General features: G+C 60.7%; 11 protein-coding genes and 1 pseudogene. 5 read left to right on the forward strand and 7 right to left on the reverse strand.

From position 1 onward, the window contains the following. The 3 genes and pseudogenes from C5P05_RS22525 to C5P05_RS22535 all read right to left on the reverse strand — a co-directional run. A pseudogene (locus C5P05_RS22525) lies at positions 1 to 151 on the reverse strand (electron transfer flavoprotein subunit beta/FixA family protein); the annotation flags it as partial. Between the two features lie 207 nt (positions 152 to 358). After that, entirely contained in the window at positions 359 to 1,624 is a 1,266-nt protein-coding gene (locus C5P05_RS22530) for a mechanosensitive ion channel family protein (RefSeq protein ID WP_114972100.1), read from the reverse strand. Beyond that, entirely contained in the window at positions 1,617 to 2,570 is a 954-nt protein-coding gene (locus C5P05_RS22535) for a histone deacetylase family protein (protein ID WP_114972101.1), read from the reverse strand. The genes C5P05_RS22530 and C5P05_RS22535 overlap by 8 nt, the downstream gene beginning before the upstream one ends. Positions 2,571 to 2,612: 42 nt before the next feature. On the opposite strand from C5P05_RS22535, the gene C5P05_RS22540 reads away from it, so the two are divergent. Genes C5P05_RS22540 through C5P05_RS22550 form a run of 3 tightly spaced genes read left to right on the forward strand, consistent with a single transcriptional unit; the run spans position 2,613 to position 6,503 of the window. Then, a complete protein-coding gene (locus C5P05_RS22540) occupies positions 2,613 to 3,533 on the forward strand; it encodes an AAA family ATPase (protein WP_114972102.1) in 921 nt (306 codons plus the stop codon). Next, the gene (locus C5P05_RS22545) at positions 3,530 to 4,462 is read left to right on the forward strand and encodes a DUF58 domain-containing protein (protein WP_232834626.1); all 933 of its coding nucleotides are present in this window, start codon (positions 3,530 to 3,532) and stop codon (positions 4,460 to 4,462) included. The genes C5P05_RS22540 and C5P05_RS22545 overlap by 4 nt, the downstream gene beginning before the upstream one ends. A gap of 10 nt (positions 4,463 to 4,472) precedes the next feature. After that, positions 4,473 to 6,503 (forward strand): transglutaminaseTgpA domain-containing protein, encoded by a 2,031-nt coding sequence (locus tag C5P05_RS22550; protein WP_114972103.1) that lies wholly within the window; start codon positions 4,473 to 4,475, stop codon positions 6,501 to 6,503. A gap of 28 nt (positions 6,504 to 6,531) precedes the next feature. Here C5P05_RS22550 and C5P05_RS22555 read toward each other — a convergent pair whose 3' ends face one another. After that, complete coding sequence (locus tag C5P05_RS22555) at positions 6,532 to 6,936, reverse strand: hypothetical protein (protein ID WP_114972104.1); 405 nt, start codon at positions 6,934 to 6,936, stop codon at positions 6,532 to 6,534. A 97-nt stretch (positions 6,937 to 7,033) separates the two neighbouring features. On the opposite strand from C5P05_RS22555, the gene C5P05_RS22560 reads away from it, so the two are divergent. Both C5P05_RS22560 and mltB read left to right on the forward strand, forming a co-directional pair. Continuing rightward, on the forward strand, positions 7,034 to 7,849 hold the full coding sequence (locus C5P05_RS22560) for a helix-turn-helix domain-containing protein (RefSeq protein WP_114972105.1): 816 nt from the start codon (positions 7,034 to 7,036) through the stop codon (positions 7,847 to 7,849). Between the two features lie 210 nt (positions 7,850 to 8,059). Continuing rightward, positions 8,060 to 9,058, forward strand: coding sequence for a lytic murein transglycosylase B (gene mltB, locus C5P05_RS22565; RefSeq protein WP_420130768.1), 999 nt, complete (start codon positions 8,060 to 8,062; stop codon positions 9,056 to 9,058). Between the two features lie 12 nt (positions 9,059 to 9,070). Here the strand turns inward: mltB and C5P05_RS22570 are convergent, their stop codons facing one another. The 3 genes from C5P05_RS22570 to C5P05_RS22580 are packed head-to-tail and all read right to left on the reverse strand — an operon-like array spanning position 9,071 to position 12,503. Further along, entirely contained in the window at positions 9,071 to 9,940 is an 870-nt protein-coding gene (locus C5P05_RS22570) for an HDOD domain-containing protein (protein ID WP_114972107.1), read from the reverse strand. A 52-nt stretch (positions 9,941 to 9,992) separates the two neighbouring features. After that, positions 9,993 to 10,952, reverse strand: a complete 960-nt coding sequence (locus C5P05_RS22575) for an alpha-E domain-containing protein (RefSeq protein ID WP_114972108.1) — start codon at positions 10,950 to 10,952, stop codon at positions 9,993 to 9,995. Positions 10,953 to 10,970: 18 nt separating this feature from the next. Beyond that, on the reverse strand, positions 10,971 to 12,503 hold the full coding sequence (locus C5P05_RS22580; RefSeq protein ID WP_114972109.1) for a circularly permuted type 2 ATP-grasp protein: 1,533 nt from the start codon (positions 12,501 to 12,503) through the stop codon (positions 10,971 to 10,973). Between the last annotated feature and the right edge of the window lie 29 nt (positions 12,504 to 12,532).

A 12,532-nucleotide genomic window follows, 5' to 3' on the forward strand; every position in this document is an offset into this window, starting at 1 on the left:
CCTTCAGGCGAACCGCTTCCTCGATGGCGATTTCATCGAAGGGGTTCATGCTCATTTTGACGTTGGCGATATCTACACCGGTGTGGTCCGACTTGACGCGGACCTTCACGTTGTAGTCCACCACGCGTTTGACTGCGACCAGGACTTTCATTGCTCTAACTCCAGATAGTTATAAATACAAATACGAAATACGGCGGTTTGCTCGATGCTGACGTCAAACTGATTGACGTGCACGTCAACCTGAGATTCTATGCCGTACCACCGGCCAGCATGGTCGTCAACACGACAATCAAGTAACAAAACACAAAATAGTACGGTCGTGCTTTTTCAAATTATACCGGCAAGAACACCCAATCCGTCAAGCGGCCCGCGTATGGACGACGCGTTGAGGATAGGGAATCTCGATCTGGTTTTCACGCAGTGACCTAAGGATGTCCAGATTGATCATGGATTTCAGGTTGTCGCTGCCGTTCTCGGGATCAGCGATCCAGTAGCCTACCTTGAACTCCAGCCCGTCGGTGCCAAAGGAGGTCAGGTTCACCGAAGGCTTGGGATCCCGCAGCACACGCTCATGGTTCGAGGCGGCCTGCAGCAGCAGGCGCATGACCAGTTCCACGTCGCTGTCATAGCTGACCGAGACCACCGAGAACTGCCAGACCTGGGCATCGGCCAGCGACAGGTTCTCCACGCGGCTGGTGATCAGCATCTCATTGGGCACGATGGACTCACGCCCATTCAGTGCGCGAATCACGGTGTAACGGGCGTTGATTTGGGTGATGCGCCCCTCAAAATTGTCAACCCGCACACTGTCGCCAATGCGCATGCTGCGTTCGGCCAGAATGACAAAACCGCTGACGTAGTTGGCAGCCAGTTTTTGCAGACCAAAGCCCACGCCCACGCCGATCGCGCCACCCAGCACCGACAGCGCCGACAAATTAATCCCCAGGGCCGACAGCGTCAGCAACAGGCCGACAAACACCAGCAGGGCGCGCGTGGCATTGCTCGCAGCCATGCGCAGGGACAACTCGCCGCCGGTTGCGGAGCGCAGCAGGCGCGCCTCGATGGCCGAAGAAATCCACAGGGTGAAGATCAGTACAGCCCCGGCCGTCAGGGTGCCTTCCAGCAGGGTGCGCACCGACAGCACCGTGCCACCCACCTTCCAGGTGATCTGGTCGAGCTCCTCCAGCAGCACTGGCATCAGGCCACTCACCCACAAGACCATCGCCAGCCACGCGACCCAGGAAATCGTGCGCTCCAGCATGCGCACCAGAGGCGTATCCCGGTAAGCCGCCTGCAACACTTTCACCCCGAAACGAATGACTAACAGGGAAATCAGGACGGGAATCGCAATTTTGAAAACGGCCAGGGGAACCTGGAGCGCCACCAATGCCTTGGCCACATAAGCCAGGCACAGCAACACCAGAGGAAACAGCACCCCGTCCACAATGCGTCTGCCAAACATGATGGAGGTCTTGTCGCGCGAGCCCTTGGCCCGGCAAATCAGCGCGGCAATAGCCCAAGCCGCGATGACGCACACCGCCAATGCGCCCAGCTCCATCAGGGCGGCGGGCTTGGTCAAGGCCGCCACCCAAGCGTCAAGGTCGCCAATCCGGGGGTCAGACATCGGCCAGCACCCGGATATGCGCCTCCACACTGCGCCCCAGCGCGCTCAAAGAATAGCCGCCTTCCAGGCAGGAAACGATGCGCCCCTTGGCATGACGACGGGCCACGTCCTTGATGCGACTGGTGATCCAGGCGTAGTCCTGTTCAACCAGACCCATCTGGCCCATGTCGTCCTCCCGGTGCGCGTCAAAGCCGGCGCTGATAAAAATCATCTCCGGCTTGAACGCCTCCAGGCGCGGAATCCACATGATCTCGATCAGTTCCCGGACCTCCATGCCCTTGGTATAGGCGGGTACAGGCAGGTTGACGAGGTTACTGGCGTTGGAGTGATCGTAGTCCAGGGGATAAAACGGGTGCTGGTAAAAGCTCGCCATCAGGATGCGCTGGTCACCGGCCACGATGTCTTCCGTGCCGTTGCCGTGGTGCACGTCAAAGTCTATGATCGCCACCCGCTTCAGGCCGTGGCGCTCCAGCGCGTACTTGGCGGCAATCGCCACGTTGTTGAGAAAGCAAAAGCCCATGGCCTTGTCGCGGCTGGCGTGGTGGCCCGGCGGGCGAACGGCGCAAAAAGCGTTCTCCAGCTCGCCGGCGATCACGGCATCGGTCGCCGCCAGCGCGGCACCCGCAGCCCGCAGCGCGGCATCCCAGGTGTGGATGTTGATGGAGGTATCCGGGTCAACCTGCGCATGGGTTGGCCCGCCGGCCATGATTTCTTCTTTGAGGCCGTCACTCAAGCCCCGCAGTGAAGCCACATGCATGCGACCATGCGCCAGCTCGATGTCACTCAAGGGCGCGATCGGTGCCTCGCGCCGGTCCAGCGCGATGTCCAGGCCCGAGATCAAAATGCGGTCCTCAATGGCATCCAGCCGTTCAGGACATTCGGGGTGGCCGGCACCCATTTCATGTTTCCAGCAATCGCGGTGGGTAAAGTATCCCGTCATCGTCATGGTGCGCCCCTGTCTCTCAATTTTTTTTGGTAACGTCGTGCCATGGATGCACAACAAAAACTCAAATCACTGGTTGATCAGCTTAACACGGTGATTGTTGGCAAACCTGCCCAAACGCAAGATTGCGTGGCCTGTTTGCTGGCCGGTGGTCACCTGTTAATTGAGGACGTTCCCGGCGTTGGCAAGACCACGCTGGCACATGCACTGGCCAGGACCTTTGGCCTGCAATTTTCACGCGTCCAGTTCACGGCCGACCTGATGCCCAGCGACCTGTCGGGTGTCTCCGTTTATGAACGGGGCAAGGAAACCTTTGTCTTCCATCCAGGCCCTTTGTTTGCCCAGGTCTTGCTGGCCGACGAGATCAACCGCGCCAGCCCCAAAACGCAAAGCGCGCTACTCGAAGCCATGGAAGAAAAACAGGTCACGGTGGACGGTGAAACTCGCCCCCTGCCCTCGCCTTTTTTTGTGATTGCCACGCAAAATCCGCACGACCAGCTCGGCACCTATGCCCTGCCGGAGTCGCAGCTGGACCGGTTTTTGATGCGCATCTCGCTGGGTTATCCCGACCGCGCCGCCGAGCGCGAACTGCTCGCGGGCCACGACCGCCGCGACCTGGTCGACGCCCTGCCCAGCCTGCTGACCGCCGCCGAATTGCAAGTCCTGCAGGCCAAGGTGCTGGACATTCATGCGGCCGCGCCCCTGCTCGATTACGTACAGGACCTGATTGCGGCGACGCGCTCGGGCCAGTGGTTTTTACAGGGCCTGAGCCCCCGGGCCGGTATTGCCGTGATACGTGCCGCCAAGGCGCAGGCACTGCTCAGCGGGCGCGACTACGTGGCACCGGACGACGTGCAGGCCATCCTGGCCCAAACAGTGGCCCACCGCCTGGTTCCGGTGGGCGATGCGGGCCGGGGCGCGGTGGAACAGGTGCGCGCCTTGCTTGACAGCGTGCCGCTGCCGTGAAATGGCTTCAGCGCTGGTTCGTGGCGCGGTCGCCTTTGAGTGACGTCGTCACCCTGACCCAGCGCAACGTCTACATCCTGCCGACTCGCCCCGGCTTCATGCTGGGCGCCACGCTCTTGCTGCTGCTGCTCGCCTCGATCAACTACCAGCTCAACCTGGGCTACCTGCTGACCTTTCTGCTGGCGGGCAGCACCTTGGTCGGCATGCATGTGTGCCACGGCACACTTCGCGGAATTACTATGAATTTAATAGCGCCTGACGCACAATTTGCGGGGGCTAGAGCCGTAATTGGCATAAATCTTCAGAACACACGGAGCAGCGTCCGGTACGGCATTGGTCTGGCAGTGTTGGGTACCGATCATTGGGTCTGGACCGATGTGCCGGCGCAGGGCGTGGCCACCGTGCACATGGCCTTCAAGCCCGGGCGGCGCGGCCTGCACCCGGTGCCGGCGCTGACGGCCGAAACGCGCTTTCCGCTGGGGACGTTTCGCGTGTGGACGGTGTGGCGACCGGCCGCACAGGTGCTGGTGTACCCCGCGCCGGAAACGCTGCCGCCCCCTTTGCCCGCCGGTGAGCCGCGGGCCGGTGGCGCTGCAGTCGCGCACCAGCCGGCCAGCGGCGACTACGAGGGTGTGCGCGCCTACCGCCGCGGTGATCCTCTGAAACTCATTGTCTGGAAAAAAGCGGCCAAATCGGACGAGCTGGTGAGCCGGGACGCCCAGCAAGTGCAGCGCTATGAGTTGTGGCTGGACCCGCGTCACACCGGCACGGTTCACCCCGAGCAGCAACTCTCGCGCCTGTGCGCCTGGGTGCTGCAAGCCGAGAAGCAGGGGCTGGATTACGGCCTGCGCCTGGGCCCACTGGAGCTCAAACCCAGCCGTGGCGAAGCCCACAAAAGACGCTGCCTGCAAGCGCTGGCCCTGTACTGAGCGCGTGACGATGAGAGTGCTCCATCGCCTGCAAAATCATTTGCGCCACTTGCCGCGCGACAGCCGCGACACGCTGTTTTTACTGATCGTGATTGCCTGGGTCGTGGTGCCGCAGGTCGGCAATCTGCCGCCGTGGTGCAGTGGCCTGGCCGCCGCCGTGCTGCTGTGGCGGGGCTGGCTTGCCGTCACCGTCCAGCCGCTGCCCTCGCGCTGGTGGCGACTGGCACTGCTGCTGCTCACGGTTGGCGCGACATTGTTCACGCACAAAACCCTGCTCGGGCGCGATGCCGGCGTGACCCTGGTGGTGGTCTTGCTGGCCTTGAAAACGCTGGAACTGCGGGCCAAGCGCGATGCCTTCGTGGTGTTTTTCCTCGGCTTCTTCACCATGTTGACCAACTTTTTTTATTCGCAATCCCTGCTCACGGCAGCCGCCATGCTGCTCGCCCTGCTGGGCTTGCTGACTGCATTGGTCAATGCCCACATGCCGGTGGGCAAGCCGCCCCTGGCCCAAGCCGCCAGAACCGCCGGCTGGATGGCACTGCTGGGGGCGCCGATCATGCTGGTGCTGTTCATGCTGTTCCCCCGGCTCGCCCCGCTGTGGGGCATTCCCAGCGACGCCATGATCGGGCGCAGCGGCCTGTCCGCCACCATGCAGGTGGGCAATATCGCCAGCCTCGCGCTGGACGACAGCATTGCCATGCGTATCCGCTTTGAAGGCGCCGTGCCGCCGCAGTCGGACCTGTACTTTCGCGGGCCGGTGCTGTCCACCTTTGACGGCCGCGAGTGGCGGCCCCTGCGCTCGGGCTTATCCGCCGGTATGCAGCTCGCGGCCAACGTGCAGGTCCTCGGCGCGCCCATCAACTACCAGGTGACGCTGGAGCCCAACAACCGCCCCTGGCTTCTGGTGCTGGACGCCACTTTGACGAAACCCGTCGTGCCCGGCTTTGAGGCCAGCATGACGTCTGAGTTGCAATGGCTGACCGAGCGCCCGATTGCCGACCTGGTACGCTACACGGCCCAGAGCTATCCCGCCTTCCGCCACGGCCCGCCGCGCCAAACAGCAGGCCTGCAAGACTACGAGAACCTGCCGGCCGGCTTCAACCCCCGCACACTGCAACTGGCCGTTGAGTTGCGGCGCGACCCTCGCTACGCAAAAGCCAGCAGTGCGCAGCTGGTAAGCGCTGTGCTGGCGCGTCTGCACACCGGGGGCTACAGCTACACGCTGGAACCCGGCGTGTATGGCCGCGACAGTGCCGACGAATTCTGGTTCGACCGCAAAGAGGGTTTTTGCGAACACATTGCGTCGAGCTTCGTGATCTTGATGCGTGCGCTGGATGTGCCCGCCCGCATCGTCACGGGCTACCAGGGTGGTGAAATAAACACGGTGGACGGCTTCCTCGTCGTGCGCCAGAGCGACGCCCACGCCTGGGCTGAAGTCTGGCTGGCGGGACGTGGCTGGGTGCGCGTGGACCCGACCGCAGCCGTGGCGCCCGGACGCGTCGGCGCACTGCAACGCCTGCAGGCGCCGCGTGGCGCGATCGCCAGCGCCCTGCTGGGCGACGTCGGCGCGGACCTGGCCCTGAACCTGCGCGCCCTGTGGGACGCCGTCAACAACAGCTGGAACCAGCGCGTGCTGAATTACACGCAAGGCAAGCAGCTCAATCTGCTGAAAAAAATCGGATTCGACGCGCCAAGCCGGGAAGACCTGATCTACCTGCTGATCGGCATCGTCGTGGGGACGAGCCTGCTGGGCGCAGCCTGGACACTGTGGGAACGCAGCCGGCAAGACCCCTGGCTGCGGCTGCTGGGGACGGCGGCAGCACGGCTGCAAAAGGCCGGCGTCCAACTGGCGCCCCATAGCCCCCCACGGGCGATGGCGCAGCAGCTAATGCAGGCGTTCGCACCGGACAACGCCCGTGCGCTGGCGATTCGCGACTGGCTGCTGCGCCTGGAAGCCCAGCGCTATGCGCCACTGGGCGCCCAGCGCACCCGCCTCGCTACACTGGAACGCGAATTCAAACAACTGATCTGGCCCGCATGATTTTCAAAGCCTGACCACCACAGCCCTCTCAACTGGCCGTAACCGCCAGCGCCTTGCGCACTTTAACAAGGTAGTAGGCGAATCCAGTTGCCAGAAGAATGTGGATGACCGTGTTGGGCGCGAATGAACCAATCGTTGTAAAAGCCCCATTCACGTAAGCCAGCGGATCCATGGGGATCAAGCCCATCTGCAAAAATAGATTCGCCTTGAGTACAGCCTCCATGGTGGGCGAGTCCGCATGCCCGCGAACTAAAAAGGCCGTGAGTGCGACCATTAACAACAGTAAGCCTGTCGTTCGTGCCATCACGAGGGCGGCAGGATTTGGCACCGCGCCTTTCATGGTGCTCAGTAAAAACTCCGGTGCCAGTAGCGCCAGTGCGCCGACCAGGCAAGCCACGGTGGATGCGATGGTAAGGAATAGTTTGCGATTCATAGTAATTGCGGGGTAATTGGGTAAGTCGAACAGGATTATTTTTTATTCCAAAGCGCCTGACAATTACCTATCCAGGTAATTGTGGGAGAACATAAAAATGTCAAATAAGCTTTTCAGCGCATTGCTCAAGTACTGGCGCATACGCCGTGACATGTCCCAGCTAGACCTTGCTCTGGTCGCTGACGTGTCGGCGCGCCACATCAGTTTCCTGGAGACCGGCCGTGCCAGTCCAAGTGAAGAAATGGTGCTGCGCCTGATGAAGGCACTGGAGGTGCCTGTGCGAGATCAGAATCACATACTTGGCGCCGCCGATTTCCAGTCCAGGAGTCCTGAGCCTGATTTTGAAGAGCTCGATCCAACGCTGGACATGGCCATCGTGCGCATGATGCAGAACCATGGGCCTTACCCCTTTACAGTCATGAATGCGGGCTATGACATCATTCGCTGCAATGACGCAGCCCGCACAATTTTTTCTCAATTCGTTGTGAACCCAGCGCGTTTAAAAACACCTGTCAATTTGTTTGAGCTTGTGTTTGATCCTGAATTGGCACGGCCATTTATCAAAAACTGGACGCAGGTCGGGCAACAAATGATTTATCGCCTCCAACGGGAGGCTCTGCTGAGTTCTGAAGATGGAACGCTTCGCGCGCTATTGGCGCGGGTACTCGCCTATCCAGATATGCCGCGTGCATGGCGCCATCCTGATTTCTCATTGACACAAGCACCCATCAATTCACTCACACTGGAAAACGGGGCTCTTAAACTTGGATTTTTCATGGTCGTGACCACTTTTTTAGCGTCCCAACAGGTCACGTTGGATGAGCTACGAATAGAAAGCTATTTTCCGATCGACGAAGAAACTCGGAGAGCCTGTGAAATGCTTTCAGAAAAAAATGAATTGCAGGCAGCCTGACTTTCACGTTAATTGGGAAACCCAATATGGTTCATGCATTGCTCCGATCAAGCCATGCAGCCAGCGCACCCGCCTCGCTACACTGGAACGCGAATTCAAACAACTGATCTGGCCCACGTGACTTATAAATTTCTGTCAATTGCTTCTATTTTTATAGCATTATGCGCACTGTCTACGGGAGCTAGCGCCCTAAAAATCTCCAAGAAGAAGGTGAGCACTGCGCAAGCAGTCCGTCAGCCCACCGCGCCCGGCCCGGCCTATGCCGAACGCGAAGATGTCATGCAGGCCGCCGATGACATCGCCGCGCGGCGCAATCTGGACACCGAGTGGGTACGGCAAGCCATCGGGCAGTCCAACTACCTGCCGCAAGTGGCCCGATTCATTCAGCCGCCCCCGGCGGGCACTGCCAAGAACTGGCGCGTTTATCGTGGCCGCTTCATTGACGCCACGCGCATCAACGCCGGCGTGCGGTTCTGGCAAGACAACCGGGACACGCTGGCGCGCGCCGAACAGGAAACCGGCGTGCCGGCTGACATCATCGTCGGCATCATCGGCGTGGAAACCATTTACGGCCAGCAAATGGGCACGTTTCGGGTGATCGACGCCCTGGCCACACTGGCTTTTGATTTTCCGGCCAGCCATCCGCGCGCGCTTGAGCGCAGCGCATTTTTCAAGAACGAGTTGGAACAGTTCTTGAGCCTGAGTCATCGCACCAATATTGACCCGCTGGCGCTGCGTGGCAGTTATGCGGGAGCCATGGGCATGCCCCAGTTCATGCCGTCAAGCTGGGTTAAATACGCGGTTGATTTTGACGGCGACAGCAGAATTGATCTCTTCAACAGCCCGGCCGATGTGATTGGCTCGGTCGCCAACTACTTCAAGGCGTTTAACTGGCAACCGGGCATGCCTACCCAATACCCGGTGGCCTTTGATACCCAGAAACTTGATATGGACGCCTTGATGGCGCCCGACATTCTGCCAACCTTCAGCGTGGCCAGCTTTGCCGCCAAGGGCGCCGTGCTAGAAGGCGCGGCACTGGAACATAAAGGCCCACTGGCGCTCATTGAACTGCAAAACGGCGATGCGCCGCCCAGCTATGTAGCGGGGACGGAGAACTTCTATGCCATCACGCGCTACAACTGGAGCAGCTACTACGCCATGGCGGTGATCGAGCTGGGGCGGGAAGTGGCATCCGCCATGAACCGCTAAGTTCTCCCCCAATCAGGACGCCAGCACGCTCTCGAAAATTGGGTAGAGGGCATCCACCCAGGCATCCACTTCGGCGGCGTCGACTTGCAGAAAGGCCAGGCATTCGGCGCCATGGCGCTCCCACTCCTGCTGCTGTTTCACGCCTTCGTGCATGCCGACCAGATGCTCGGCGATGGATGCGATGGCCACCAGGTTACGAACCTCCAAAGGAATGGTGTCATCGCGCAAGGCGGGAAAGTCGTGGTGCAGGCGCACCGCCAAGGCGATCACCGGCGGCAGCCGCCAGGTCCTGGCAACGAGCGCGCCCACCACCGCGTGGTCGGTGCGGTGCGCGGCATTCTCGGTCTGTGTGAAGGTGCGGTCCTGGCGTGCCATGGCTTCGGCCAAGGTGCCACCGTAGCCGCGCACTCCCTGCAACATCACCGGAATGCCGACATGGCAAAACAGGCCGCAGGTCTGAGCCACGTCGGCATCCACGTCATACAGCTGGCGGGCAATGTAAGCCATGGCCAGCGAACGGCGCGTGGAGGATTCCCAAAAATGCGCCAGCAGCGGTGAGTTGACGCGGATCGCGTTGCGCGCCAAGAAACCGGTCAGCAGCATGACGGTAGGCCCCACCCCCAGCATGGCAACCGACTCGGCCACGGTTTGCACCGGCCGGCTTCGCGCGTACAAAGAGCTATTGGAAAGACGAATCAGTGACGCCGCCATGGCCACATCGCTGCCCGCGATACGGGCGATCACGCCGGGGTCAGGGTCGGCCTGGTTGACCTCGCGCTGCAAGGCAGCCAGTAACTCCGGGCAAGGCGGGATGATGATGTCTCGCAACGGCCCCGCGTCCCGCGCCTGATCCAGCTCCCGATTTAGTTCTGCCACTTTCATACATGATCCTCTTTCGGACCATTATGCTGAAATATTCAGTGGCTCACGCCCTTCAGGCAGCAGCGGGAACCAGGAAGTCCTGGCTGATATGGGCGCCCAGATCGTTCACCCGGTCCAGAAACTGCGTCAGATAGGCGTGCAGGCCGGTAGCCAGAATTTCATCAATACGCCCGTACTTGAGCTCGGCACACAGTTTGCCGGCCCGTCTATGGGTTTCGCTCGACTGGTCATTGGCCACGAGCCCGAGGTTGTTGACCACTTCATTCAGGCTGGCATGCAGCGAACGCGGCATGTCGGGACGCAGAATCAGCAGCTCCGCCACGCGCTCAGGTCGGATCACATCGCGGTACACCTTGCGGTAGACCTCAAAGCCCGACACGCTGCGCAAAATGGCGCTCCAGTGGTAGAAGTCATACTCCTGATCCTTTTCGCTGGCCGTGCCAAAAAAGTCGCTTTGCACCGCATGAAACTTCACGTCCACCAGACGCGCCGTGTTGTCGGCCCGCTCCAGAAACGTGCCCAAGCGCATGAAATACAAGGCCTCGTCCATCAGCATGGTGCCCACGGTGACGCCTCGGGAGAGGTGCGAGCGAAACTTGACCCATTCATAAAACTGACTGGGATCGCGCTCGAACTCGCCCGACTTGATCATGCGCTTGACCTCCAGCCAGGTGGTGTTCAGGGTCTCCCACACTTCGGTGGTCAGGGTGCCCCGCACCGCTCGCGCATTCTCGCGTGCGGCGCCCAGGCAAGACACGATGGAGGATGGATTGCTCTCGTCCTTTACCATGAAGTCCATCACGTTACGGGCAGTGACATCGCCATGCGCTTCGGTGTAGGTGTCCAACAGCTCACTGATACTCAGCAAGCCCTGCCAGCCCAGCAGCGCCACCGCTTCGGATTGCGGAAGCAGCGAGGTCTGGTAATTCACATCCAGCAAACGGGCGGTGTTCTCGGCCCGCTCGGTGTAGCGGGACATCCAGAAAAGGTGATCAGCGGTACGTGACAGCATTTGAATGACTCCTTGCGCTCAGGATGACGGTGTTTGGGATTTCGTTTGGGACTGCGTCTGGGTTTGCGACGGCATTGGCTTGGCCGGCTCCACGCCGTTCTCCAATATCCAGGTGTCTTTGGTACCACCGCCCTGCGACGAGTTGACGACGAGCGAGCCCTCTTTCAGCGCGACGCGCGTCAGGCCGCCCGGCACCATCTCGACCGTCTTGCCGCTGAGCACATAGGGGCGCAAGTCAATATGGCGCGGCGCAATGCCGCTCTCCACAAAGGTGGGGCAGCTCGACAGGCTGAGCGTGGGCTGCGCAATGTAGCCACTCGGGTTGGCCTGCACGGCCTTGCAGAAGTCCGCGATCTCGGCCTTGGTGGCAGCCGGCCCCACCAGCATGCCATAGCCGCCGGCGCCGTGCACTTCTTTCACCACCAGGTCTTTCATGTTGGCCAGCGTGTAGGCCAGGTCATCCTTGTTGCGGCACATGTAGGTGGGCACGTTGTTGAGAATGGGTTTTTCGCCAAGGTAAAACTCGATCATCTTGGGCACATAAGGGTAAATGGACTTGTCATCAGCCACGCCGGTGCCCACCGCATTGCAGATCGTCACATGGCCGGCGCGGTAGACCTCCAGCAAGCCCGCGCAACCCAGGGTTGAGGTCGGACGGAACACCGAGGGGTCCAGAAAATCGTCATCCACCCGGCGGTAGATCACGTCCACGCGCTTGGGGCCGCGCGTGGTGCGCATGTAAACAAAGTTGTCTTTGACGAACAGGTCCTGCCCTTCCACCAGCTCCACCCCCATTTGCTGCGCCAGGAACGCGTGCTCAAAATAGGCGCTGTTGTGCATGCCAGGCGTCAGCACCACCACCGTGGGCTCGGCCGTGGTGGCCGGGCTGCTGGCGCGCAGGGTTTCCAGCAGCAAATCCGGGTAATGGGCAATGGGCGCGACACGGTGGGCGTTAAACAGCTCGGGGAACAGCCGCATCATCATCTTGCGGTCTTCCAGCATGTAGCTCACGCCACTGGGCACGCGCAGGTTGTCCTCCAGCACGTAGTATTCACCCTCGCCCTGGGCGTTGGGTGCGCGCACGATGTCGATACCGGAGATGTGCGAGTAGATGTTGTTGGGCACGTCCACGCCCATCATCTCGGGGCGGAACTGGGCGTTGTTCTCGATCTGCTCGCGCGGCACCACCCCGGCCTTGATGATCTCCTGGTCGTGGTACACGTCGTGGATGAAGCGGTTGAGGGCCGTGACCCGCTGCACCAGGCCGCGCTCCATGCTCGCCCATTCGTGGGCCGGAATAATGCGGGGGATCAGGTCAAACGGGATGAGTCGCTCGGTGCCGGCGCCTTCTTCGTCCTTTTCACCATAGACGGCGAAGGTGATGCCGACGCGGCGGAAGATCATCTCGGCCTCTTCGCGCCGCTTGGCCATCATGTCGCCGGGTTGGCGGGCCAGCCATTCGTCGTAGATTTTGTAGTGATCACGAATCTGCTTCCCGTGAGTAAAAAACTCGTAGGGCAACTGGGTGTACATCTCGTCGAATTTCTGCATAAACGATTTCTCTCCTGCATCTAGCTTAG

Source organism: Rhodoferax ferrireducens (assembly GCF_003347515.1).
GTDB lineage: Bacteria > Pseudomonadota > Gammaproteobacteria > Burkholderiales > Burkholderiaceae_C > Rhodoferax.

Excerpts from the sequence above, each read along its gene's own strand:
- C5P05_RS22530 (WP_114972100.1), bottom strand. The coding sequence starts at position 1,624 with ATGTCTGACCCCCGGATTGGCGACCTTGACGCTTGGGTGGCGGCCTTG.
- C5P05_RS22535 (WP_114972101.1), bottom strand. The coding sequence starts at position 2,570 with ATGACGATGACGGGATACTTTACCCACCGCGATTGCTGGAAACATGAA.
- C5P05_RS22540 (WP_114972102.1), top strand. The coding sequence starts at position 2,613 with ATGGATGCACAACAAAAACTCAAATCACTGGTTGATCAGCTTAACACG.
- C5P05_RS22550 (WP_114972103.1), top strand. The coding sequence starts at position 4,473 with ATGAGAGTGCTCCATCGCCTGCAAAATCATTTGCGCCACTTGCCGCGC.
- C5P05_RS22555 (WP_114972104.1), bottom strand. The coding sequence starts at position 6,936 with ATGAATCGCAAACTATTCCTTACCATCGCATCCACCGTGGCTTGCCTG.
- C5P05_RS22560 (WP_114972105.1), top strand. The coding sequence starts at position 7,034 with ATGTCAAATAAGCTTTTCAGCGCATTGCTCAAGTACTGGCGCATACGC.
- C5P05_RS22570 (WP_114972107.1), bottom strand. The coding sequence starts at position 9,940 with ATGAAAGTGGCAGAACTAAATCGGGAGCTGGATCAGGCGCGGGACGCG.
- C5P05_RS22575 (WP_114972108.1), bottom strand. The coding sequence starts at position 10,952 with ATGCTGTCACGTACCGCTGATCACCTTTTCTGGATGTCCCGCTACACC.
- C5P05_RS22580 (WP_114972109.1), bottom strand. The coding sequence starts at position 12,503 with ATGCAGAAATTCGACGAGATGTACACCCAGTTGCCCTACGAGTTTTTT.